This window comes from Bifidobacterium sp. UTCIF-38 (assembly GCF_006454495.1).
GTDB lineage: Bacteria > Actinomycetota > Actinomycetes > Actinomycetales > Bifidobacteriaceae > Bifidobacterium > Bifidobacterium callitrichos.
Map to the genome: position 1 here is coordinate 14,023 of NZ_JFAL01000007.1, position 23,494 is coordinate 37,516.

At 63.3% G+C, this 23,494-nt stretch carries 20 protein-coding genes; 17 read left to right on the forward strand and 3 right to left on the reverse strand.

Annotated features, from left to right (window positions below; translation table 11 throughout):
* Positions 1 to 48 precede the first annotated feature (48 nt).
* From BW11_RS03410 to BW11_RS03465, 12 genes are all read left to right on the forward strand, one after another.
* A complete protein-coding gene (locus BW11_RS03410; RefSeq protein WP_140444677.1) occupies positions 49 to 354 on the forward strand; it encodes a PTS sugar transporter subunit IIB in 306 nt (101 codons plus the stop codon).
* 163 nt (positions 355 to 517) lie between these two features.
* The gene (locus tag BW11_RS03415) at positions 518 to 841 is read left to right on the forward strand and encodes a PTS lactose/cellobiose transporter subunit IIA (RefSeq protein ID WP_140444678.1); all 324 of its coding nucleotides are present in this window, start codon (positions 518 to 520) and stop codon (positions 839 to 841) included.
* A gap of 53 nt (positions 842 to 894) precedes the next feature.
* Complete coding sequence (locus BW11_RS03420) at positions 895 to 2,328, forward strand: 6-phospho-beta-glucosidase (RefSeq protein ID WP_140444679.1); 1,434 nt, start codon at positions 895 to 897, stop codon at positions 2,326 to 2,328.
* A gap of 326 nt (positions 2,329 to 2,654) precedes the next feature.
* Complete coding sequence (pyrB, locus tag BW11_RS03425; protein ID WP_140444682.1) at positions 2,655 to 3,617, forward strand: aspartate carbamoyltransferase; 963 nt, start codon at positions 2,655 to 2,657, stop codon at positions 3,615 to 3,617.
* The gene (locus tag BW11_RS03430; protein ID WP_107041652.1) at positions 3,617 to 4,051 is read left to right on the forward strand and encodes an aspartate carbamoyltransferase regulatory subunit; all 435 of its coding nucleotides are present in this window, start codon (positions 3,617 to 3,619) and stop codon (positions 4,049 to 4,051) included. Before pyrB ends, BW11_RS03430 begins: the two co-directional genes overlap by 1 nt.
* Positions 4,052 to 4,083: 32 nt before the next feature.
* Positions 4,084 to 5,523, forward strand: coding sequence for a dihydroorotase (locus tag BW11_RS03435; RefSeq protein ID WP_140476343.1), 1,440 nt, complete (start codon positions 4,084 to 4,086; stop codon positions 5,521 to 5,523).
* 42 nt (positions 5,524 to 5,565) lie between these two features.
* On the forward strand, positions 5,566 to 6,513 hold the full coding sequence (gene pyrF, locus BW11_RS03440) for an orotidine-5'-phosphate decarboxylase (RefSeq protein WP_140444684.1): 948 nt from the start codon (positions 5,566 to 5,568) through the stop codon (positions 6,511 to 6,513).
* A 63-nt stretch (positions 6,514 to 6,576) separates the two neighbouring features.
* Positions 6,577 to 7,407, forward strand: coding sequence for a dihydroorotate dehydrogenase electron transfer subunit (locus BW11_RS03445; protein WP_140444685.1), 831 nt, complete (start codon positions 6,577 to 6,579; stop codon positions 7,405 to 7,407).
* Positions 7,395 to 8,372, forward strand: a complete 978-nt coding sequence (locus BW11_RS03450; protein WP_181162478.1) for a dihydroorotate dehydrogenase — start codon at positions 7,395 to 7,397, stop codon at positions 8,370 to 8,372. The genes BW11_RS03445 and BW11_RS03450 overlap by 13 nt, the downstream gene beginning before the upstream one ends.
* Before the next feature lie 71 nt (positions 8,373 to 8,443).
* Entirely contained in the window at positions 8,444 to 9,145 is a 702-nt protein-coding gene (pyrE, locus tag BW11_RS03455) for an orotate phosphoribosyltransferase (protein ID WP_140444687.1), read from the forward strand.
* Between the two features lie 224 nt (positions 9,146 to 9,369).
* Positions 9,370 to 10,074, forward strand: coding sequence for a hypothetical protein (locus BW11_RS03460; protein ID WP_140444688.1), 705 nt, complete (start codon positions 9,370 to 9,372; stop codon positions 10,072 to 10,074).
* Complete coding sequence (locus tag BW11_RS03465) at positions 10,071 to 10,712, forward strand: hypothetical protein (RefSeq protein WP_140444689.1); 642 nt, start codon at positions 10,071 to 10,073, stop codon at positions 10,710 to 10,712. Before BW11_RS03460 ends, BW11_RS03465 begins: the two co-directional genes overlap by 4 nt.
* A gap of 458 nt (positions 10,713 to 11,170) precedes the next feature.
* Here the strand turns inward: BW11_RS03465 and BW11_RS03470 are convergent, their stop codons facing one another.
* Positions 11,171 to 12,007: a hypothetical protein gene (locus BW11_RS03470; protein WP_140444690.1), complete on the reverse strand. Its 837-nt coding sequence runs from the start codon at positions 12,005 to 12,007 to the stop codon at positions 11,171 to 11,173.
* Between the two features lie 184 nt (positions 12,008 to 12,191).
* On the opposite strand from BW11_RS03470, the gene BW11_RS03475 reads away from it, so the two are divergent.
* Positions 12,192 to 13,337 (forward strand): DUF2974 domain-containing protein, encoded by a 1,146-nt coding sequence (locus BW11_RS03475; RefSeq protein WP_140444691.1) that lies wholly within the window; start codon positions 12,192 to 12,194, stop codon positions 13,335 to 13,337.
* Here the strand turns inward: BW11_RS03475 and BW11_RS03480 are convergent, their stop codons facing one another.
* A complete protein-coding gene (locus BW11_RS03480; protein ID WP_043163682.1) occupies positions 13,338 to 14,261 on the reverse strand; it encodes a LysR family transcriptional regulator in 924 nt (307 codons plus the stop codon).
* 230 nt (positions 14,262 to 14,491) lie between these two features.
* Between BW11_RS03480 and BW11_RS03485 the strand changes: the two genes are divergently transcribed.
* Positions 14,492 to 16,369 carry an ABC transporter ATP-binding protein gene (locus BW11_RS03485; RefSeq protein ID WP_258184525.1) on the forward strand — a complete coding sequence of 626 codons (1,878 nt, stop codon included), beginning with the start codon at positions 14,492 to 14,494 and terminating at the stop codon, positions 16,367 to 16,369.
* A 59-nt stretch (positions 16,370 to 16,428) separates the two neighbouring features.
* Complete coding sequence (locus BW11_RS03490) at positions 16,429 to 18,288, forward strand: ABC transporter ATP-binding protein (protein ID WP_375137628.1); 1,860 nt, start codon at positions 16,429 to 16,431, stop codon at positions 18,286 to 18,288.
* Positions 18,289 to 18,354: 66 nt separating this feature from the next.
* On the opposite strand, the gene BW11_RS03495 is transcribed toward BW11_RS03490, so the two are convergent.
* Positions 18,355 to 18,996, reverse strand: a complete 642-nt coding sequence (locus tag BW11_RS03495) for an HAD family phosphatase (protein ID WP_140444693.1) — start codon at positions 18,994 to 18,996, stop codon at positions 18,355 to 18,357.
* A gap of 596 nt (positions 18,997 to 19,592) precedes the next feature.
* On the opposite strand from BW11_RS03495, the gene kdpA reads away from it, so the two are divergent.
* Together kdpA and kdpB are read left to right on the forward strand one after the other, a co-directional pair.
* Positions 19,593 to 21,269, forward strand: a complete 1,677-nt coding sequence (kdpA, locus tag BW11_RS03500; protein WP_043163689.1) for a potassium-transporting ATPase subunit KdpA — start codon at positions 19,593 to 19,595, stop codon at positions 21,267 to 21,269.
* A 1-nt stretch (position 21,270) separates the two neighbouring features.
* Positions 21,271 to 23,445: a potassium-transporting ATPase subunit KdpB gene (gene kdpB, locus BW11_RS03505; RefSeq protein WP_043163691.1), complete on the forward strand. Its 2,175-nt coding sequence runs from the start codon at positions 21,271 to 21,273 to the stop codon at positions 23,443 to 23,445.
* Positions 23,446 to 23,494: the final 49 nt, after the last annotated feature.

Consider the following 23,494-nt stretch of genomic DNA (forward strand, 5'->3'; position numbering starts at 1 on the left):
TTGCGGTTCGAAGAAGAAAGGGCCGCACAACTGAAAGGAACAATGATCATGACCCACATCGTGCTGTGCTGCAACCAGGGCATGTCCACCTCCATCCTCGTCAAGAAGATGCGCGAGGCCGCTGCGAAGGAGGGCATTGAGGATGTGCAGATCGACGCCTACCCGATCTCCGAGATCGAGGAGAAGGCCCCGGACGCCGCGGTGATCCTGCTTGGACCTCAGGTTCGTTTTGAGCTGGGACGTGTGCAGAAGCTCTTCCCGAACACCCCGGCGGAAGCCATCAACCCGCAGGACTACGGTCTGGCCCGCGGTGGCAACGTGCTGAAGCACGCGCTCGAACTGGCTGGTAAGTGATCCCTCCGCCGGCGTCGTCGATTCCAGTCGGCGCCGGCATCTCCCCATACCGAGCGACTGCGCTCCCTCAAAATACAACAAAGACACTTAATTAAGGACACTTAATTAAGGAACCCGTCACGGCGAAAACGAGCTGTGGCGGTTCCATGAAAGGAAACCAACGATGGCTGACGAACCCATGGACATGGAAGTCCTGTGCATGCAGATGATCGTGGCGGCCGGTTCCGCCAAGTCGGACTACATGGAGGCTCTGCAGGCCGCCAAGTCCGGCGATTACGAGACCGCCGAGGCGAAGATGAAGTCCGGCGATGAGAACTACGCCGTCGGACATGAGCACCATGCCCGCATGGTGCAGCAGGAGGCCGCCGGTGACCCCGTGACCATGACCCTGCTGCTCACCCACGTCGAGGACCAGATGATGAGTACCGAAACCATCAAGACCATGGTCACCGAACTCATCGATCTGTACAAGAAAGTCAACGCCTGATCGGGAATGCTCCCGGCATCATACGGCAGAATCCACAGATAAGGACAAAGACAATGGGTTTCCCCGATAACTTCCTGTGGGGCGGCGCGGTGGCCGCCCACCAGCTCGAAGGCGCATGGAACGAGGACGGACGCGGCCCCAGCATCTGCGATGTGCTCACCGGAGGCGCTGCCGGAGTCGCCCGCAAGATCACGGATGGCGTGATCGACGGCCTCAACTACCCGAATCATCATGGCATCGACTACTACCACACGTTCCGTGAGGACGACGCACTGTTCCAGGAGATGGGCTTCAAGTGCTTCCGCACGTCGATCTCCTGGTCGCGCATCTTCCCGAACGGCGATGACGAGGAGCCGAACGAAGCCGGACTCCAGTTCTACGAGAGACTGTTCTCCGACTACCGCGCCAAGGGCATGGAGCCGGTCGTCACGCTCTCCCACTTCGAGATGCCGCTGCACCTTGCCAAGATGGGAGGTTTCACCAACCGCAAGGTCGTTGATTGCTTCGTGCGTTTCGCGACCACGGTCATGGAGCGTTACAAGGATCTGGTGACGTACTGGCTGACCTTCAACGAGGTCGACAACCAGATGAACATGCACACGCCGATCTTCCCGTACACGAACTCCGGCATCATCCCCAATCCGGACGACGACCCGCACACCGTTGAGCAGAAGGTATGGCAGGCGATCCACAACGAGTTCGTCGCCGCCGCGATCGCCGTGAAGAAGGGACGTGAGATCAATCCCGACTTCCAGATCGGCTGCATGCTCTCCTTCGTGCCGATCTACCCGGAGACCTGCCGCCCCGACGACGTCATGCTCGCCCAGACCGAGATGCGCAACCGCTATCTGTTCGGTGACGTATACGTGCACGGCGAGTATCCGCGCTACCTGTGGAAGCGCTGGGAACGCGAAGGCATCGATATCGCGATGGAACCGGGTGACCTCGACGTCATCAAGGAGGGCGTCGTCGATTTCATCTCGCTGAGCTACTACATGTCCGTGGCCGTCAGCTCGAAGGGTTCCAAGCTGGACGCCATGGAGCATGGTCTTGATGGTCTCGTACCCAACCCGTACATCAAGGCCACCGACTGGGGATGGCAGATCGATCCGGTCGGTCTGCGCTACTCCCTGTGCGAGATGTACGAGCGCTGGAACAAGCCGCTGTTCATCGTCGAGAACGGTGTCGGCATGTATGAGACCCCCGATGCCGACGGCTATATCGCCGATGATTCGCGCATCGAGTATCTCAAGAGCCACATCGCGGAAGTCAAGAAGGCCATCGACCTCGACGGTGTTCCCGTCATGGGGTACACCGTGTGGGGATGCATCGACGTGGTGAGCTTCACCACCGGCGAGATGAAGAAGCGGTACGGCATGATCTATGTCGACGCCGACGACGAGGGCCACGGCACCTTCGAGCGTCGTCGCAAGAAGTCCTTCTACTGGTACAAGAAGGTCATCGAGAGCAACGGCGAGGAGCTGTGAGCCCGATGACCGGCCATGTCGCGCTCCACGGGGCGTGACGACGAACGAAATCCTCCCTTCGCATCATGCGGCGGGAGGATTTCGTCATATATATCGTCGTTCATCGACGCCGACCGGTTCCGCCCGGAGGCCGAGACACCGTGCTCATCCCCGGATTCGGCAGCCGCCGGAACGGTGAACGCGCGGTGACGCGCGGGTGACGCGGAGCCGCGTTGCGAGTCGGCGAAATGGTCTATAGTCGGATAGGTCACGTTAGTGGCCACCTTATCCGCTTCACGCACGAAAGGTGAGCCGTGTCAACTCCACAAGAGCCGGCGGAGACGCCGATGATCGGTAAAAGTGTCATTTCGCTGGATGATCTGTCCATCGCCCAGATCAGGGATCTGCTGCACAAGGCGCAATACATCGATTCCCACCGTAGGGAAGTGGCGCACACCTGCGACGGCAGGGTGCTGGCCACGCTGTTCTACGAGCCCTCGACCCGCACGCGTCTGAGCTTCGAGACCGCGATGCTGCGTCTCGGCGGCAAGGTGATCGGCTTCGCCGGCGCGCAGCTCGCCTCCGTCACCAAGGGCGAGTCCATCGCCGACACCTTGAAGACCGTCTCCAACTACGTCGACGTGGTCGCGATCCGCCACCCGAAGGAGGGCGCCGCTCTGGTCGCCTCCCGCGCCGCGTCCGTGCCGGTCATCAACGCCGGCGACGGCGGCCACATGCACCCCACGCAGACGCTCGCCGACCTCGCCACCCTCCAGTCGCGCTTCGGCCGCGTCACGAACCTGACCGTCGGCCTGTGCGGCGACCTCATGTTCGGCCGCACCGTGCACTCCCTGATCGAGACGCTGTGTCGCTTCGGCAACGTGAACTTCGTGCTCATCAGCCCCGACGAGCTCAAGACGCCGCAGTACGTGCTCGACCGCATCGACGCGACCCCGTCCTGCTCCTACACCGAGGTCAAGGACCTCGTCTCCGTGATCGGCGACCTCGACGTGCTGTACATGACGCGCGTGCAGAAGGAGCGCTTCTTCAACGAGGACGACTACCTGCGTCTGCGCGACACCTACATCCTCGACGAGGACAAGCTCTCCCACGCGAAGAAGAACATGGCCGTGCTGCACCCGTTGCCGCGCGTCAACGAGATCGCCGTCGAGGTCGACGACGACCCGCGCGCCGCATACTTCGAGCAGGTCAAGAACGGCATGCTCATGCGCATGGCGCTCGAAAGCTCCGTGGTGGGCGACGAGCTGCCCGGATACGAACCGCTCGAATCCAAGGAGGTCCAGGCCTGATGGAGGTCACCAGCATCCAAAACGGCATCATCATCGATCATGTGCCGGCCGGCACCGCGCTCAAGGTGCTCGAATACCTGAAGATCGATCCGGCGAAGACCAAGCTCGCCCTGATCATGAACACCGACAGCCACCTGTACGGTTCGAAGGACATCATCAAGATCGAGGACCGCGAAGGCGAGGACAACCCGGCCATCGACCTCGATGTGCTCGGCCTCGTGGCCCGCACCGCGACCGTCGGCATCGTGCGCGGCGGCACCATCGTCGAGAAGAAGACCCCGACGCTGCCCGAGCACGTGGTCAACATCCTCACCTGCCGCAACCCCCGTTGCGTGACCACCACCGAACGCGGCATCGACCAGATGTTCCACCTGACGCACTCCGGTCGTCAGGAGTACCGCTGCGACTACTGCGACGAGGAAGCCAAGCTGTAGCCGATCCGCATAACGAGCACAAGGAGGACGCCATGCTCACGCTGCGCAACATCAAGGTGTGGGACACCGACGAGATCATCGATCTCAAGGTGCCAACGGACGGGACGCTGTTCGAGGACGGCGCGGAAGGCGGGAACGGCGACGTCGAGATCGACGCCACGGGACTCACGCTCGCGCCCGGCTTCGCCGATCCGCACGTCCACTTCCGCGATCCCGGCCAGACCTACAAGGAGTCGATGGTCTCCGGTTGCGCGGCGGCGGCCTCCGGCGGCTACACCGACGTGCTCATCATGCCGAACACCGTGCCCGCCATGGACGGCGAGACGATCGACGACCCGGAGGCCCCCGGCGCGAAAGAGGTGCTCGATTCCGGCTACGACACCGTCATCGACTACCTCCAGCATTACGAGGCCATCCACGGCGTCAGCCTGCCGGTGCGCTATGACCTGTGCGTGTGCGCGTCCAAGGGCCGCGCGGGGCGCGAGGCCACCGAGCTCGAGCATTGGCGCCGCTACATGCCGGGCGTCGACGACGACTCCAAGGACGACGCCCAGCTGGCGCATCCCGTCACCGCGATCAGCGACGACGGTTCGGCCGTCACCCCCGAGATCCTCGACGATGTGCTGAAGCTGGCGCGCGAGAGCGGACTGTGCTTGATCGAGCACTGCGAGCACCACGACACCGGCGCCGTCAACGAGGGACCGGTGTCACGCGAACTCGGCGTGCCCGGAATCCCCGAGGACACCGAGCTCAAGGTCGTCGCGCGAGACATCGCCAAGGCGCGCGAGACCGGCGTGCACGTCCACTTCCAGCACGTGAGCACCGCGATCTCGTTCGACGCGATCCGCGCGGCCAAGGCCGAGGGCCTGCCGATCACCTGCGAAACCGCGCCGCACTATCTCGCGCTGAGCGACGAGGCGCTCCTCAAGTACGGCACGCTCGCCAAGATGAACCCGCCGCTGCGCTCCGAAGCCGATCGCAAGGCCACCATCGCGGCCATCGCCGACGGCACGGTCGACCTGCTCGCCACGGACCACGCCCCGCACACGATGGAGGAGAAGGACCTCGGATTCCTCGAGGCGCCCAACGGCATCATCGGACTGGAATGCGCATACGGCGTGTGCCACGCGAAGCTCGTCGACGGCGGTTTCATCTCGGACAAGCGGCTCATCGAACTGATGAGCGTCGAACCGATGCGACTCATGGGCCACGAACCCACCGACGTCACCGCGCTGCTCGACCTCGAGACCGACGCCTCCCGCGAGCCGGACGCCAAGCGCGTGCTCGACCTGACGCGGCACGGCGAGGCGGACGGCATCGGGCTGGTCGTGCTCGACACGGCCGCCGAATGGACCGTCGACCCCGAGGCGTTCCACTCGAAGGCCCGCAACACCCCGTTCGGCGGATGGCGGGTCACCGGACGACCGATGGCCACGATCATCGGACGGAACCTGGCGTTCAGCCGACTGTAGAAGAACCGCGCACGCGGAAGAAACGTAGAGAAAGGGATCATCATGGACCGTCTGATCGAAGCGATCGAGACGACGCAGAACCCGAGCGTCGTCGGACTCGACCCCACCGAGGCGCTGGTGCCGCCGCAGGTCGTCGCCAGCTTCGCCGAGGAGGTGCGCGACTCCGTCGACACCCCCGAGGAGGTGCCCGCCGCACAGCTCGCCGTCGCCTACTACGAGTTCAACCGTACGATCATCGACGCGATCAGGGGCGTAGTGCCCGTGGTCAAGCCGCAGATCGCCATGTACGAGGCACTCGGCCCGGCCGGCATCGACGTGTACACGATGACCTGCGAATACGCGGCCGCGCAGGGGCTCTACGTGCTCGCCGACGTCAAGCGCGGCGACATCGGCTCGACGGCCTCCGCCTATGCGCACATGCTCTCCGGCATCGAGGGCCACGACCCGTGGCACGTGGACGCCGTGACCGTCAACCCGTACCTCGGCACCGACGGCATCACCCCGTTCGTCGACGCCGCGAAGACCGCCGACAAGGACCTGTTCGTGTTGGTGCGCACGTCCAACCCCTCGTCCAGCGAACTGCAGATGCTCGACCTCGCCGACGGCTCCAAGGTGTACGAGCACGTCGCCGACCTCGTCGAAGGCTGGGGCGCCGACATGATCGGCTCCCACGGCTACTCGCGCGTCGGCGCGGTCGTCGGCGCCACCCACCCCGAGGAGGGCAGGGCGCTGCGCGCGCGCATGCCGCACACCTTCTTCCTCGTGCCCGGCTACGGTGCTCAGGGCGGCACCGCCGCCGACGTGCGCGGCATGTTCGATAAGGACGGCTCCGGTGCCATCGTCAACTCCTCGCGCGGCATCATCGGCGCGTGGAAGAAGAACGGCGGCTACTCCAAGTCGATGTCCGCCGACGACGCGCTCGCATTGGTCTTCGACACCGCACGCGAGGCCGCCGAGGCCATGCGCGACGACCTGCAGGCCGTACTGTAACGCTGCAATCCGCATGTACAAGCCCACAAGCCAAGTTCTACTTCGTAATTTCGTATAAGGAGCATGATGACCTCCACCTTCACCCCCACATACGACGTGGTGGACGAAGCCGTCGCGGCCGGGTACTTCCCGCCGCGTCACCCCGTCGAGATCACCGGCGTCGAGACCCTCGCCGACCGTGTGATCCGACTGACCTTCCGTGACCCGTACATCGCGAAGCACGCCCGGCCGGCGCAGTTCGTGAACCTGTTCACCAACGATCCGCTGATGCCCATGCCACGCCCGTTCGGAGTGAGCGAGGTCAGGGGCGACGAAGTGAGCGTGATCTTCGCGGTCGTCGGCAAGGGCACCGCCGAATTCGCCGAGCTGCGCGCCGGCGACACGCTGCAGGTGCTCGGCCCGCTCGGGCGTCCGTTCAAGACCAAGCAGGCCGCCCACTACGTGCTCGTGGCCGGCGGTCTCGGCGTGCCGCCGCTCATCTACACCGCGCAGTGCCTCGCCGCCGACCCGGCCGTGCGCACCACCGCCGTGTTCGGCTACCGCAACGAGCGGTTCGCCGACCGCTTCGTCGAACCGTACGCGGACGCCACGGTGAGCATCGACGAATCCGAAGGCAACGTCATCACGCTGCTTGACCGGCTTGAGGCGACCGGAGAACTCCATGCCGACGGGCTCGAGACCGTGGTCCTCTCCTGCGGACCGCTGCCGATGATGAAGGCCGTGGCCGCATGGACCGCCAAGCGCGGGCTCGCATGCCAGCTGAGCATGGAACAGCGCATGGGCTGCGGCTACGGCACCTGCGTGCTGTGCACCGTCGACACCGTGGACGGGCGCCTCAAGGTGTGCGCCGACGGACCGGTGTTCACCCGCGAACAGCTCGGATGGGGGGAGTGAACATGACGGAGCGGATCAAGGAACACATCAACCACATCAACCTGTACGAGGCCCACGAGTGGAAGCACCCCACCAAGGTCGCGGGCGTGACGTGGAAGAACCCCGTCGGCACCGCATCCGGCACCTTCCAGTACGCGGCCGTCCGCTGGTTCTACGACGTCAGCCAGCTCGGCGCCGTGTGCACCAAGGGCTGCTCGCCCGTACCGTGGGAAGGCAACCCGTCGCCGCGCACCGCCGAAGGGCCCGCCTCCAACATCAACGCCGTCGGCCTGCAGAACCCCGGCGTCGACCACTATCTCGTCGACGACCTGCCCAAGCTCAAGGAGGCCGGGGCCATGGTCATCGCCAACGTCGCCGGCCACAGCGACGACGACTACGCGGCGGTCGTCGAAAAACTCGCCGACTCCGCCGCCGACATGCTCGAGATCAACGTGAGCTGTCCGAACGTGACCCACGGCGGCATGAGCGTCGGCACCGATCCTGTGGCCCTCGCCAAGCTCATGGACCGTCTGCGTCCGATGACCGACAAGCCGATCATCGTCAAACTCACCCCGAATGTCACCGACATCACCGTGCCGGCGCGCGCCGCCGTCGAACACGGCGCCGACGCGCTGAGCATGATCAACACGCTGCTCGGCATGCGCATCGACATCCGCACCGGCGAACCGATCATCGCGCACGTCACCGGCGGCGTGTCCGGACCGGCCGTGCTGCCCGTCGGGCTCGTGGCCGTCTACCGCACGCGCACCGTGCTGCCCGACATCCCGATCATCGGCATCGGCGGCGTCGACTCCGGCGAGAAGGCGCTCGAATACCTGTACGCCGGCGCGAACGCCGTCGAAGTGGGCGCCGCCGCGCTCTTCGACCCCGTGGCGCCGTTGCGCGTCGCCCGCGAGCTTGACGACCTGCTCGACGATCGCCCCGAACTCGCGGCCAAGCTCGCCGCCGGCGAGACCTGGCGCTGATCTGGCGCTGACCCGCGCTGCACGACTACACGGCACATCCACAGAACCACAGAAGGAGATACAGGACCATCATGGCCGACACCGCATCGCTCGACATTCGCTTCACCCAGTTCCTGCTCGAGGCTCAGGCCCTGAAGTTCGGCGAGTTCACGCTCAAGTCCGGGCGCAAGTCGCCGTACTTCATCAACGCCGGTGCGTTCAACGACGGCACCAAGATCGCCACGCTCGGTGCGTTCTACGCCGAGAAGATCGCCGCCGAGATCGAGGCGGGACGCCTGCCCAAGGACATCGACACCGTGTTCGGTCCCGCGTACAAGGGCATCCCGCTGGCAGTCTCCACCGCGATCGCGCTGGTCAGCGCGCACGGCATGGAGATCGGCTACACGTTCGACCGCAAGGAGAAGAAGGACCACGGCGACGGCGGCATGATGGTCGGCACCCAGCTGAAGGACGGCATGAAGGTCCTGCTCGTCGACGACGTGATGACCGCCGGCACCGCCGTGCGCGAGGTCATCCCCAAGCTCAAGGCCGAGGCGGACGTCGAGGTCGTCGGTCTCGTGCTCTCCGTCGACCGCATGGAGAAGACCCGCGATTCCGACACCTCCGCGGTCAAGGCCGTCGAGGCCGAATTCGGCTTCCCGGTGTTCGCCATCGCCAACGTTCGTGAGATCTTCGAGGCCGGACAGCACATCGCCACCGCCTCCGGCGAGCCGTATGTGACGCCCGAGATCAAGGCCGCCGCCGACGCCTACCTCGCCCAGTACGGCGCCTGACAGACCCCGCGCCAGCGCGGCGGAGATTTGGGCTAGGCGCGTCATCGCGAGACAAATCGCTGAAAGCCGTGATCCTTCTGAGGTATTCGGGAGGGATCACGGCTTTTGTTGTCTCTTGCATGTCCTTGGAGCCATCACATCGATTCCGACGTCGACGATGAATTCTTGATGACATCGCTGTTCGAGACTGTCCGGATCGAACCCGGATCACTACAGTTGATGATATGAGAGACAGGAATGAGGCGCAGGCGCCGATCGAAGGGGTCAAAAACACGCAGGTCAATCCGGTCATCGTCGTGGTGGTGACGGCGGTCGTCGCGATGCTGATGTTCGCCGGCGCGTACGCCGCCGGGCGTTCCGCCACCAAACCGACGGACAGCCCCGAATACCGTGCTCTGGTGTCGGACATCGCCGACGTGAAGAAGCGTACGGCGGCCAACAAGGCCAGGGCGAAGGAGCTCACCGACGAGGTGGAACAGCTGGAGGAGAAGCAGCAGGCCGCGGACAAGCGGCTTGAGGAGACCAAGCAGACGTATCAACGGTATGTGCCCGCAGGCAGCGTCACCGATCGGCCGTTGACCGTCGAATCGCTCGACGTGGCGTTCGACAACTCCGACGGCACGGGGATGCACGTGCATCCCAGGTTCGTTGTGCGCAACACGTCTGGGCACATCATCACCAAGATCGAGATCGTCGGCGACATCGTGCGTCCCGACGGCAGTGTGGTCTCCGGCGATCAGTTCGTCTCCGCCGACGACATCCGCCTTATGCCCGGCAGGACCGCCGTCATCGAGAAGGTCCTCTTTTCGAAGGTCGGCGGCAGGGGAGATCTGTTCAAGCCGAAGCACTACTACTATCAGACCGCCGCGGACAGCCAATCCAAGGATGTGCAGTTCGGCGGCGACGTGACGGCGAAGGTGATCTCATGAACGATCTCATGAACGGCAGGAGGGTGAAGACCGCGATCGTCGCCGCCATCTGCCTGATCGCCGTAATCGCGGCCGGAATCATGGGCTGGAACATGGGAGGCCGCTCCATAGACGTACGCGCCAGCGCGGAATACCAAGCCAAGACGAAGGATCTCAGGCGCACCGAAACGGCGTTGACCGAATCGCAGCAGGACATCGACAACCGCAACACGCAGCTCAACGAGACGGACGACGCCATCGGGAAGGCCGAGCAGGAGATGAAACGGTATCAGGATTTCGCCAAGGAGTTCGGACCATCCGCCGGCGACGCCAACCCGCAGATCACCGTGAAGAGCATCGGTGCGGTGGATGCGGCGTACGGATACTATAAGATCCCGATCACCGTGCACAACAACACCTCGATCACACTCACCTACTACGAGGTGCGGTACCAGCTCACCGACGACGCCGGGAACATCACCAACACTCATTTCGCAAACAGCGTCAACGGTTGCGCCGGCAATGCCGATTGCACTTTCATGGGCTACGGTCGATTCAACCCGGCGGGCATGACGCTCACGCCGATCTCGTGGACCACCGGTTCGGCGGAGAACAGCTATGGGCACTACGGCACCGATGTGGTAACGCGGAAATTCTAGACGGACCGTCGATTGCGCGTCTGCGAGACCGTGCATCCATGGCATTTCCACGAATGTAGATGCGGTGTGGCCCCGCGGTATGACCAATGTGCCGGGATATGCCGTTTCTGAACGGCCCAGCAACGGCTTAGAAACACCTGTGCGCATTTCTTAGGCACTTTTTGCGTTTCTTAGGCAGGTCTCGTTTGAAAGCTGCCGGTTGGGCTTTTCCTGAGCCTTGATTTATCAAGGTTCTTGAGGAGGTGCGGATATATGTTCGGCAGACCATCTGCCTAAGAATTGAGAAAAGTGCCTAAGAAATGAGGGACAGAGTTCCAAGCCGGCTCCAAGCTGGCTCCTAAGCCGCCAAACCGCCCAAAACCAAAGCTTGGCATGTCGGATGCGGTCTATGTCGGGTTCGGTCTATCCAGATATGGCACGTCTGGCCGTTGTCATTGCGAACAGTGCGGCTGCTGAGGTCAGCCTCCGTTTTTGCGTCTGCCGATCTCTTGGGCGATCATGGCCAGGAAGGCGTTTAGATTGTGTGAGTTGGCCATGGTTACTTTTGTCGCAACGAAAGTCGTCTTTCCCAAAGCGGAGAGGCGATTCCGCTTCGCCAGATCCGCTTCCCACCGCTCCATCGTGTAATGGTGCCTGCCGTCGTATTCGATCACGATGTCGTATTCCGGCAGAGCCATATCCACGATGTATGCCTTACCGAACTCGTAGTCCATGATAGGCATATTCACCGTCAGCTTCGGAATCCCATATTTCTCCGCGGACAGCCTCAGCAGTGATTCCTGAGGGGAATCGGTTCCTTCGCGGCTGTAGGAGAGGGCTTGCCGGCACAGTCGTACGCCGGGGAACCGTCCAAGCCCCTGCACATGCTCCGCCAATTCGGCATGGGACATCATTTTCATATCCGGATTACGGCAGGTGAGCCAGTCCATCGCAATGACCAGACTGGTCAGATCGGTGTATGACGCCATCTGGCAGATGGCGTCCGCGGCCGGCATGCAGTTCACCAACTCGTCGAGTATGACCGGCGATGGGTCCTTCGACCACAGGTGAAACCGGACGTCTCGCAGGTGGGAGAGCCTTCCCGCCTGATCGACGCTGACATGCAGCTTGTTCTCGTCGAATCCGGGGCGGAGATCCATTGAAGCGGCCATGCCGTGGAGTTTGAGAGCCGTGATATGGCTGAAGCATAGGGGTTGCGTGGTACGCATGGCGATATTGCGGCATGCGGCGTGGGTCCGCCTTGCCAACGAAGCGGCCTGTTCCAACGTGAAGAAGGTGTTCTGAGGCATATCCATGTGTCCACGGTATTGGCGATTCGCAATGAATCGCAAGATGGCTAGGCACCGTTGTGGATAACACCTCTGAAATGGTGATGAGATTGTGTCGACGACAGACCGGATGAGATGCATCCCCGAGGATGCATAGTGCAAGAACAGTAGGATGAGAAAAAGGTATGACCTTGTTAATTGGGAGGCATCCATGGGCAATATCACCGATGACATCCGCACACGGTTCGCGACATTCGGCGAATCCTCGTTCAACGAAGCCGATTCCCTGGCGCTCTCGCAGCTGGCGTACGCGCGCATGCCCGATAACGTGCCCAGATGGAACGATGATGAGCGAGGAAACGGAACCATTGCCATGGTCCCCGTCCGAGACCTGTTGCGCGCCGAATGCTATGACGCGATGTTCGGCAAGGTGTGGTCGCCCGACATGAACGTCGACCTGCTGCGCGCGATGGCCGAAAGCCCCCGGTGGCGCGACCTGCGTATCGGCGCGTATGTGGACGAGTTCGATCCCGAGACCACGAAGCAGTTCTCCGCATGCGCGTTCGATCTCGGCGACGGCACGCTCTACGTCGCCTTCCGCGGCACCGACAGTTCGATCGTCGGGTGGAAGGAGGACTTCATGATGGCCTTCCGCCGCCCGGTTTCCTCGCAGGAGGCCGCTGCGCGCTTTCTGGCCGACGTCGCCTCGAGGTGGGATGGGCCGATTATGGTCGGAGGTCATTCCAAAGGAGGCAACCTCGCGGTGTACGCCTCCGTATGCGCGAGCGAGGATATCCAACGGCGTATCACGACCGTGTACTCGCATGACGGCCCCGGTTTCGACGAGGCGTTCTTTGCCACCGACGGCTATGCTCGGATCTCCACAAGGATCCACAAGTCGGTACCGGGCTCATCGATCATCGGCATGCTGTTCGAGACGCGTGAGAACGCGGCGGACGGCTATACGGTCGTCGACAGCGACGGGGTGGGCATCATGCAGCATTTCGCGCTCCACTGGCAGGTCAAGGACGGCGCCTTCGTCCGGGCGGACGGTCTCACCGCCGTCGCCCGATACGCCGCACGTACGCTGAACGACTGGATGGCGCGGTACGACGACGAGCATCGACGGCTGTTCATTGAGAACCTGTTCTCCATTCTCGAGGCGGGCGCGGCCTGCGGCGGGTATGAGACCTTCGGCGAACTCACCGCGCACTGGACGCAGTCGTTGCCCGCCATGCTCGTCGCGATGCGCGACGTCGACCCCGCCGACCGGGCCGTCATGATCGAGGTCGTCAAGGGGTTCGCCGCCACCGCGGCCGGCGCCGCAACCACCGTGATCCCCTCGATCGCGCGATAGCTAGTCGATGAGCTTGTAGCCGTGGTCGGAGACGACGGACTTGAGCTTCTCGAGGTAGTTCTCGGCCGCCGAGGAGAGCTTGGCGCGCTCGTTGGTGATCCAGCCGACGAGCATCGTCTCGTCCGAGTCGAGTGGAACCGTGCAGATCTTCTCGTTGTTGAGGTCGCCGTTGTCGATGCCGGTGCACACCGTGTAGCCGTTGAGGCCGATGATGAAGTTGAGGATCGTGGCGCGGTCGGTCACGTTGATCTGCTTGGGGGAGTAGTCCGGCCAGACCGCCTCCTCGGCGAAGTAGAAGGAACCGTCCTCGCCCTGCTCGTACTGGATGAACGGGAAGGGCTTCAGATCCTTCATCGTGACCATCTTCTTCGTGGCGAGCGGGTTGGTGCGCGCCAGGAACACATGCAGCGGGGCGCGGAAGAGCGCATGGAACTCCAGATGCTTCTCGCGCAGCAGCTTGCCGATCACGTCCTTGTTGAAGTCGGACAGGTAGATGATGCCGACATCCGAACGCATGTTGGCGACCGAGTCGATGATGTCGCGCGTGCGGGTCTCGCGGATCGTGAACTCGTACTCGTCGGACTTGATCGAGTTGATCATCTCGACGAACGCCTCGACGGCGAACATGTAGTGCTGCGTGGAGACGGTGCACAGCTGCTTGCGGGGCTTCGCGTTCTTGTAGCGCTCCTCGAGGAGCGCCGCCTGATCGAGCACCTGACGCGCGTAGGTGAGGAACTCGGCGCCGTCCACGGTCAGGGCGATGCCCTGCGAGGATCGGGTGAAGATCTCGATGCCGAGCTCCTTCTCCAGTTCCTTGACGGAGGAACTCAGGGCGGGCTGCGAGACGTAGAGCTCGTGGGAGGCCTCGTTCATCGAACCGCATTCGACGATCTTGACGATGTATTTGAGTTGCAGAAGCGTCATAAACCACAGTTATAGCAGTCAGGATGGTCGAAGAGAGAGGTTATAGCCGATTACTTCCACGACGGCGGACGCCATGTGAGACGGAGTCGGGGCACACCACGGCTGACGGAGGGACTGGCATGACATGCATCGTTTCGATGGAATATATGCCACCGGTTCCACGATTCGGCTGCTAACCTGTTGGCGTCGAAATCCTTCGACCTTCAGACTGTACAAGGAAGGTGAACTGGGTGGGAACCGTCAGAGTACTGATGCGGCACATCGGGGAGTTCAGACGGGACGCCGTCATCACCCCGCTGGTGATGATCGGCGAGGTCGTGTGCGAGATGATCGTGCCGCTGCTCATGGCCACGCTCATCGACGACGGCGTCGAGAAGGGGGATATGGGCGTCATCGTGCGCACCTCCCTGATCATGCTCGTTGTCGTGCTGTGCGGACTCGCGGTCGGATGCCTCGGGTCGGTGTTCGGCTCGAAGGCCGCCGCCGGCTTCGCGAGGAACCTGAGGCAGGACCAGTACGACAACATCCAGACCTTCTCCTTCACCAACATCGACCGCTTCTCCACGCCGAGTCTCGTCACGCGACTGACCACGGACGTGATGAACATCCAGAACGCATTCATGATGATCCTGAGGATGGTGCCGCGCGCGGCCAGCTCGCTGATCGTCGCGATGTGCATGGCGTTCGTCGTCTCCGGGCGCATGGCCCTGATCTACCTTGCGGCCGTGATCTTCCTCGGCATCGTCCTCGGCGTGCTCATGAACGTCGCGGCCCGCTTCTTCCGCCGCGCGTTCCCCGAATACGACGTGCTCAACGAGAACACCGAGGAGAACATCACCGCCATACGCGTGGTCAAGGCGTTCGATCGCGGCGACATGCAGAACGAGCTGTTCCGCACGGTCTCCAAACGCATCTACGACATCTTCCTCAAGGCCGAGCTGACGCTCGCCTCCGTCAACCCGGTCATCCAGTTCACCATCTGGGCTTCGATGCTGCTCATCAGCTGGTTCGGCGCGAACCTCATCGTCGCCGGAGACCTCACCACCGGAGACCTCACATCCCTGCTCATGTACTGCATGAACATCCTCATGAGCCTCGTCATGCTCTCGATGACCATCGTCATGATCACGATGTCGTCGGCCTCGGCCCGCCGCGTGACCGAAGTGCTCACCGAACGGGCCGACATGCCCGTGGCCGAGCATCCCGTCATGGCCGTCAAGGACGGGTCCATCGACTTCAACGACGTCGACTTCAGCTACCCGGAGGTGACGATCTCCGACAACGACCCGACCGCCAAGCGGCGCGCCGCCATGGCCGCGAAACTCACCGGCGCTCGGCGCCGCGAGCGCGTGCTCGACGACATCGACCTGCACATCCCCTCCGGATCGGTCGTCGGCGTGATCGGCGGTACCGGCTCGGCCAAGACCACGCTCGTCAACCTCATCCCGCGCCTGTACGACGTGACCGGCGGCTCGGTCATGGTCGGCGGCGTCGACGTGCGCGACTACGATCTCGACACCCTGCGCGACAACGTAGCCGTCGTCCTGCAGAAGAACGTGCTGTTCTCCGGCACCATCGCCTCGAACCTGAAATGGGGAGACCCGAACGCCACGATCGAGGACATGCGACGGGCATGCCGCATCGCCTGCGCCGACGAGTTCATCGACCGCATGCCCGACGGCTACGACACCGTCGTCGAACAGGGCGGACAGAACCTCTCCGGCGGCCAGCGCCAGCGTCTGTGCATCGCACGCGCCCTGCTCAAACATCCCAAGGTGCTCATTCTCGACGACTCCACCTCCGCGGTCGACACCGCCACCGACGCGCGCATCCGCCGCGCCTTCGCCAACGAAATGCCCAAGGTCACCAAGATCATCATCGCCCAACGCATCTCCAGCGTGCAGGACGCCGACATGATCGTCGTCATGGACGACGGCCGCATCCACGGCGTCGGCACGCACGCCGAACTCGTCGGCAGCGACGAGATCTACGCGAGCATCGTCGAACTGCAGACCAAGGGAGGCGGCGACTTCGACGAGAACGCGATGACGGATGTGATGACGGATACGGCGGCCAAAGTCGCAGCACACGAAACGGAGGTGAAGTGATGCCGGGACCAAGGGGCAATGCGGCGAAGAACGCCGCAGGGGCGAAAGACTACCTGAAGATGGGCCATCCGTGGCGCACGTTCACGCGTCTCATGGGCGACCTGTTCGCCAGATACGGCGTGCAGTACGCCGTCATCATGGCGTGCATCCTCGTCACCGTGCTCGCCAACGTGCGCGGCAACCTGTTCATCCAGCGACTCATCGACGACTACATCACGCCGCTCGTCCATGCGACGCCGGCGGAACGCGACTTCGGCCCGCTGCTCGGCGCCATCCTCGCGCTCGCCGGCCTCTACGCGGTCGGCGTCGTGGCCGCGGCCGTCCAGGCCGTCCTCATGGCGTTCGTCACCCAGGGGTTCATGCGCCGGCTGCGCAACCGCATGTTCGGGCACATGCAGAAGCTGCCGCTCGGATACTTCGACACCAATTCGCGCGGCGACGTGATGAGCCTGTACACCAACGACATCGACACGCTGCGCCAGATGGTCTCCCAGTCCATCCCGCAGATCCTCACCTCGGTGCTCCAGATCGTCATGGTCCTGGTCTCGATGATCTACCTGAGCGTGCCGCTGACCGGTGTGATGCTCGTCATCGCCGCGGTCATGGTGATTCTTACCAAGGTGCTGACCGGCCGCTCCGGCGCGCACTTCTCGCAGCAGCAGCGGTCCGTCGGCAAGCTCAACGGCTTCGTCGAGGAGATGATGACCGGGCAGAAGGTCGTCAAGGTGTTCACGCACGAGGAGGCCGCCAAACACGACTTCCGTGAGGTCAACGACCGACTGTACGACGCCTCCAACAAGGCCAACAAGTTCGCCGGCTATCTGGGCCCCATCAACAACCAGCTCGGCTACATCGGCTACGTGATCTGCGCGCTGGTCGGCGGCGCGCTCGCGATGACCGGCGCCACCGGTCTCACGCTGGGCGCGCTCGTGAGCTTCCTGACGTTCGTCAAGAGCTTCACGATGCCGATCTCGCAGGTCTCGCAGCAGCTCAACGCCATCGTGATGGCGTTGGCGGGCGGCGAACGTGTCTTCGATCTGCTCGACGAGCGCATCGAGGAGGATGACGGCCGGGTCGCGCTCGTCAACGTCACGCACGACGCGGATGGACGATTGGTCGAGTCGCGGGAGCGCACCGACGACTGGGGTTGGAGGGATCCATCCGACGGTCGTATCACGCCGATGCGCGGCGACATCCGTCTCGATCACGTGAACTTCAGCTATGTGAAGGGCAAGGAAGTGCTTCACGACATGACGATGTTCGCCAAGCCCGGTCAGAAGATCGCGCTCGTCGGATCCACCGGCGCCGGCAAGACGACGATCACCAACCTCATCACCCGCTTCTACGACATCGATTCCGGTTCGATCACCTATGACGGCATCGATATCCGCGATATGCGCAAGGGCGATCTGCGCAGGTCGCTGGGCATGGTGCTGCAGGACACGCACCTGTTCTCCGGTTCGATCATGGACAACATCCGCTTCGGGCGTCTCGACGCCACTGACAAGGAGGTGAGGGCCGCGGCGCGCCTTGCCAATGCGGATGCCTTCATCGAGAAGCTGCCCGACGGCTACGACACGCAGCTGACGGCCGACGGCGCCGCCCTGAGTCAGGGCCAACGGCAGCTGCTCGCCATTGCGCGTGCCGCCGTCGCCGATCCGCCGGCGTTGATCCTCGACGAGGCGACCTCGTCGATCGACACCCGTACCGAGTCGCTCGTCCAGCATGGCATGGACCGGCTCATGAAGGGGCGCACCACGTTCGTCATCGCGCATCGTCTGTCGACGATCCGCAACGCGGATTGCATCATGGTCATCGAGGCCGGCCGCATCATCGAACGCGGCACCCATGACGAGCTCATCGCGATGAAGGGGCGGTACTACACGCTCTACACCGGACTCAAGGGCGACGCTGACTGACCGGGACTGACCGGGACTGGCCATACTGGCCAGTCAGTATGGCCGATTGGAAGCGTATTAAGCGTATTAGAGGCGCACGCCCAGCGCGGCGAGCGCCTCGCGGGCTCCGAGCGCGTTCTCGAACAGTCGGCCGTGGATGCCGACCTCGTTCGCGCCGACCACGTTCTTCGCGGTGTCGTCGAAGAACACGCAGCGTTGCGCCTCAAGGCCGAAGCGGGAGAGTGCCAGTTCGTAGATATCGGCGTTCGGCTTGTGCATCTTCTCGATGCCGGAGACGACGGTGCCGTCCAGCAGATCGTTGAGGACCGGGTACTTGTCGAAGGCGATGTGGATCGTCTCGTGCGACCAGTTCGTCAGACCCCATACGCCGTAGCCGTGGGCCTTGAGATCGCGCAGCAGCTGCTCCATGCCGGGCAGCATGCGCGGCAGCGCGTCGCCGTAGTGCTCGATGTAGTACCTGAAGATCCGGGCGATGTCCTCGCCCTGCTCGCGCACCACGTCCGGGTAGATGTCGGCGAAGTCCTCGCCGGCGTCCATGCGGTCCTCGTAGCGGAAGAAGCCGTGCGGGTCGTCGTCGGCGCAGATCGCATCCACCACGTCATCGGGGAAGTGCCCGGTAAGGCAGGCGCGCGTGTTCCAGTCGAACAGGACGCCGCAGAAGTCGAAGATCACGTCGGTGACGGGGGAGTCGGTGTGGGGGGAGGTCATGCAAAGCTCCTTGGACGAGTCGGCGGACATGGGGGCTGTCCGGCCGCCAGCCAGACGTCCCCGCTGATCACATACCTATATATACGCGATGCATCGGCCAACACGAGGGTGGCCTAAGGTAAACGGACACGGGGGACTACGTTGACCAATGGTGTTAGCAAAGCGTTAGCGAATCGCCATGCGTCATTGTTGCGGGCGTATGTAACCCGTAAAAACCGTTTCATCTCCTTCACATTCCCAATAGCATGAAGAGCTGTAATGGCCCGACGGTGATGTCTGACCGCCCCGCACGGCACGCGTGACAACGTGCCGCGCGCCGGGGCGGGAAGGTTCAGCACCGTCGGGTTTGTTCAATGATAAGGAGAAAGACATGCCCTGGTGGGTAGATGTTGCCTATGTCGTGGGCACGATCGTCATCTTCGTCCTCTTCGATCTGTTCGGAAAGTGGGTTGACAAGCTATGATGACGTTCTTCACCGTGCTGGGTGTCGTGCTGGGAATCGTGGGAATCGCCTACATGATCTATTCCCTGTGCCGTCCCGAGAAATTCTGACAAGCCCTTAAGAGAAAACAGTCTAGGGAACAAAGGTTCATCACATGGTATATCTTTTTGCGATCATGGCATTCGCGCTGATTGCCATCATCCTGGCGGCGATCTACAAGCCGCTGGGCGACTACATGTACAACGTGTTCACGTCCGACAAGGACCTCTTCTTCGAGAAGTGGATCTACAAGATCATCGGCGTGGATTCCAAGAAGGGGCAGACCTGGAAGGCGTATCTGCGCGGTCTGCTCGGCTTCTCCCTCATGAGCGTCCTGGTGCTCTACCTGCTCCAGCGCGTGCAGCAGTGGCTGCCGTTCTCGCTGGGCTTCCCGAACGTCGAAGGCCCGCTCGCGTTCAACACCGCGGCCTCGTTCGTCACCAACACCAACTGGCAGTCCTATTCGCCTGATGTGACGCTCGGCTACACCGTCCAGTTCGCCGGCCTCGCCGTGCAGAACTTCGTCTCCGCCGCCGTCGGCATTGCCGTGTCGATCGCCCTTGTCCGCGGCTTCGCCTGGCGCAAGTCCGAGACCATCGGCAACTTCTGGGTCGATCTGACCCGCGGCACGCTGCGCCTGCTCATGCCGATCTCCATCGTCATGGGCATCATCCTCATCGCCCTCGGCGTCGCCCAGAACTTCGCCGGCTTCGTCGACGTGAACACCATCGCCGGCGGCACACAGAAGATCATGCAGGGCCCGGTCGCCTCCCAGGAGGTCATCAAGGAGCTCGGTACGAACGGTGGTGGCTTCTTCAACGCCAACTCCTCGCACCCGTACGAGAACCCGAACATGTGGACCAACCTCATCGAGATCCTCCTCATGCTGTGCATCCCGGTCGCGCTCACCCGCACCTTCGGCCGCATGGTCGGCGACGTGCGCCAGGGCTACGCGATCCTCGGCGCGATGGTCATCCTCTTCGGCGTGAGCTTCCTGTGCGTCGTCACCGCCGAGTCCTTCTCCAACGACGCGATCGTCAACCTGACCGGCGGTTCGATGGAAGGCAAGGAGACCCGCTTCGGCATCGTGTGGTCCGGCCTGTTCGGCACCACCTCGACCTCCACCTCCACCGGCGCCGTCAACTCGATGCATGATTCGTACACGGCACTGGGCGGCATGATGTACATGCTCAACATGATGCTCGGCGAGGTCTCGCCGGGTGGCGTGGGCGCCGGCCTCTACGGCATCCTCGTGATGGCCGTCGTCGCCGTGTTCATCGCAGGCCTCATGGTCGGCCGTACGCCTGAGTACATCGGCAAGAAGATCGGTCCGCGCGAGATGAAGATGGCCTCGCTGTACTTCCTCGTCATGCCGATCACCGTGGTCGTGGGCGTCTCGCTGAGCTTCGCCCTGCCGTTCGCACGTCAGTCCATCTTCGACACGTCGCTGAACAACTCCGGCAACCACGGCTTCTCCGAGGTCGTCTACGCGTTCACCTCCGCCGCGAACAACAACGGTTCCGCGTTCGCCGGCATCACCGCCGACACCCCGTGGCTCGACACCGCGCTGGGTCTGGCCGTGCTGCTCGGCCGCTTCCTGCCGATCGCCCTGGTGATCGCTCTGGCCGGTTCGCTGGCCAAGCAGGACAAGGTGCCGGTCACCGCCGGCACGATGAAGACCGACAACGGCCTGTTCGTCATCCTGCTCGTGTTTGTTATCGTCCTTATTTCCGCGCTGACGTTCTTCCCGACGCTTGCTCTGGGACCGTTGGCAGAAGGTTTGGTGGCGTGATATGACTTCCGCAACTGCGAACGACGTCACGAACGACGCGACTTCCCTCGCGAACGACGTCAAGAATTCCAACAACCAGTCCCTCGGCGTGATGCTCGGCAAGAGCCTGCCGAACGCGTTCCGCAAGTTCGACCCGCGCAACATGTGGCACAACCCCGTCATGTTCATCGTGTGGGTGGGCGCCGCGTTCCTTACACTGCTCGGCATCTGCCAGCTGTTCGACGCCTCGCTGACCAACGGCGAGCCGGTCTACTTCACGTGGATCGTCGCCATCGTCCTGTGGGCCACCGTGCTCTTCGCCAACCTCGCCGAGGCCGTGGCCGAGGGCCGCGGCAAGGCGCAGGCCGATGCACTGCGCAAGACCCGCACCACCACGCCGGCCCGCATCGTGCGCGGCTACGACGAGAAGAACGATCCGGACGTGCAGGGCCCCGAGAAGGGTGAGGGCCCGGCCTACATCGAGGAGATCCCGAGCTCCGATCTGAAGCTCGGCGACGTGGTCGTCGTCTCCGCCGGCGAGCTGATCCCGGGTGATGGCGACATCATCTCCGGCATCGCCTCCGTCGACGAATCCGCCATCACCGGCGAATCCGCCCCCGTCATCCGCGAGTCCGGCGGCGACCGCTCGTCCGTCACCGGCGGCACCCGCGTGCTCTCCGACCGCATCGTCGTGCGCATCACCCAGAAGCCCGGCGAGAGCTTCGTCGACAAGATGATCGCCCTGGTCGAAGGCGCCAACCGCCAGAAGACCCCGAACGAGATCGCCCTCGACGTGCTCCTGAGCTCCCTGACCATCATCTTCCTGGTCGTCGTGCTGTGCATCAACCCGCAGGCCTCCTCCGTCAACGCCTCCGTGAGCCTGACGGTCCTCATCTCCCTGCTGGTCTGCCTCATCCCGACCACCATCGGCGCCCTCCTGTCCGCCATCGGCATCGCCGGCATGGACCGTCTGGTCCAGCGCAACGTGCTCGCCACCTCCGGCCGCGCCATCGAGGCGGCAGGCGACGTGACCACGCTGCTGCTCGACAAGACCGGCACCATCACGTACGGCAACCGTCAGGCCTCCGAGTTCCACGCGCTGCCCGGCATCGACCACGACGAGATCGTCAAGGCCGCCGCCCTGAGCTCGCTCGCCGACTCCACCCCTGAAGGCCAGTCCATCGTGGCTCTCGCCAAGACCGAGGGCTTCGACCTCGACGAGGTCCCGGGCGCCGTCTCCGTGCCGTTCACCGCCGAGACCCGTATGTCCGGCCTCGACCTGCCCAACGGCGACCGCATCCGCAAGGGTGCCACCTCCGCCGTCGAGGCGTGGATCGACAAGGAGGGCGGCAACATGTCCTCCGAGGTACGCGATGCGCTGCACGACCGTGTGGCCGCCATCTCCGGTCAGGGCGGCACGCCGCTCGTCGTCGCCGAGCAGAACGCCGCCGGTGTGGCGCGCGTCCTCGGTGTCGTCCAGCTCAAGGACGTCGTCAAGGCCGGCCTCAAGGAGCGTTTCGCCGATCTGCGCAAGATGGGCATCCGCACCGTCATGGTCACCGGCGACAACCCGCTGACCGCCAAGGCCATCGCCGCCGAGGCCGGTGTCGACGACTTCATCGCCGAGGCCAAGCCCGAGGACAAGCTCGCCTACATCAAGAAGGAGCAGGCCAGCGGCCAGCTCGTCGCCATGACCGGTGACGGCACCAACGACGCCCCGGCCCTCGCCCAGTCCGATGTCGGCGTCGCGATGAACTCCGGCACGTCGGCCGCGAAGGAGGCCGGCAACATGGTCGACCTCGACTCCGACCCGACCAAGCTCATCGACATCGTCGCCATCGGCAAGCAGCTGCTCATCACCCGTGGCGCTCTGACCACCTTCTCCATCGCCAACGATGTCGCGAAGTACTTCGCCATCATCCCGGCCATGTTCATGGAGAAGTTCCCGGGCCTCGGCGTGCTCAACATCATGGGTCTGCACAGCTCGCTGTCCGCGGTGCTCTCCGCGATCATCTTCAACGCGATCATCATCGTGCTGCTGATCCCGCTGGCGCTCAAGGGCGTCAAGTACCGCGCCGAATCCGGTGAGAAGATCCTCGGCCGCAACCTCAAGATCTACGGTCTGGGCGGCATCATCGCACCGTTCATCGGCATTTGGATCATCGACCTGTTCATCCGCCTGATCCCGGGCTTCTGATCGGTCCCGAGACACTAGGCAATTGAAGGAGCGAATGAAATGAATTCCT

What these genes read in the sequence shown, in the direction of transcription:
- BW11_RS03410 (WP_140444677.1), top strand. Translation starts at nt 49, where the DNA reads ATGACCCACATCGTGCTGTGCTGCAACCAGGGCATGTCCACCTCCATC.
- BW11_RS03415 (WP_140444678.1), top strand. Translation starts at nt 518, where the DNA reads ATGGCTGACGAACCCATGGACATGGAAGTCCTGTGCATGCAGATGATC.
- BW11_RS03420 (WP_140444679.1), top strand. Translation starts at nt 895, where the DNA reads ATGGGTTTCCCCGATAACTTCCTGTGGGGCGGCGCGGTGGCCGCCCAC.
- pyrB (WP_140444682.1), top strand. Translation starts at nt 2,655, where the DNA reads ATGATCGGTAAAAGTGTCATTTCGCTGGATGATCTGTCCATCGCCCAG.
- BW11_RS03430 (WP_107041652.1), top strand. Translation starts at nt 3,617, where the DNA reads ATGGAGGTCACCAGCATCCAAAACGGCATCATCATCGATCATGTGCCG.
- BW11_RS03435 (WP_140476343.1), top strand. Translation starts at nt 4,084, where the DNA reads ATGCTCACGCTGCGCAACATCAAGGTGTGGGACACCGACGAGATCATC.
- pyrF (WP_140444684.1), top strand. Translation starts at nt 5,566, where the DNA reads ATGGACCGTCTGATCGAAGCGATCGAGACGACGCAGAACCCGAGCGTC.
- BW11_RS03445 (WP_140444685.1), top strand. Translation starts at nt 6,577, where the DNA reads ATGATGACCTCCACCTTCACCCCCACATACGACGTGGTGGACGAAGCC.
- BW11_RS03450 (WP_181162478.1), top strand. Translation starts at nt 7,395, where the DNA reads ATGGGGGGAGTGAACATGACGGAGCGGATCAAGGAACACATCAACCAC.
- pyrE (WP_140444687.1), top strand. Translation starts at nt 8,444, where the DNA reads ATGGCCGACACCGCATCGCTCGACATTCGCTTCACCCAGTTCCTGCTC.
- BW11_RS03460 (WP_140444688.1), top strand. Translation starts at nt 9,370, where the DNA reads ATGAGAGACAGGAATGAGGCGCAGGCGCCGATCGAAGGGGTCAAAAAC.
- BW11_RS03465 (WP_140444689.1), top strand. Translation starts at nt 10,071, where the DNA reads ATGAACGATCTCATGAACGGCAGGAGGGTGAAGACCGCGATCGTCGCC.
- BW11_RS03470 (WP_140444690.1), bottom strand. Translation starts at nt 12,007, where the DNA reads ATGGATATGCCTCAGAACACCTTCTTCACGTTGGAACAGGCCGCTTCG.
- BW11_RS03475 (WP_140444691.1), top strand. Translation starts at nt 12,192, where the DNA reads ATGGGCAATATCACCGATGACATCCGCACACGGTTCGCGACATTCGGC.
- BW11_RS03480 (WP_043163682.1), bottom strand. Translation starts at nt 14,261, where the DNA reads ATGACGCTTCTGCAACTCAAATACATCGTCAAGATCGTCGAATGCGGT.
- BW11_RS03490 (WP_375137628.1), top strand. Translation starts at nt 16,429, where the DNA reads ATGGGCCATCCGTGGCGCACGTTCACGCGTCTCATGGGCGACCTGTTC.
- BW11_RS03495 (WP_140444693.1), bottom strand. Translation starts at nt 18,996, where the DNA reads ATGACCTCCCCCCACACCGACTCCCCCGTCACCGACGTGATCTTCGAC.
- kdpA (WP_043163689.1), top strand. Translation starts at nt 19,593, where the DNA reads ATGGTATATCTTTTTGCGATCATGGCATTCGCGCTGATTGCCATCATC.
- kdpB (WP_043163691.1), top strand. Translation starts at nt 21,271, where the DNA reads ATGACTTCCGCAACTGCGAACGACGTCACGAACGACGCGACTTCCCTC.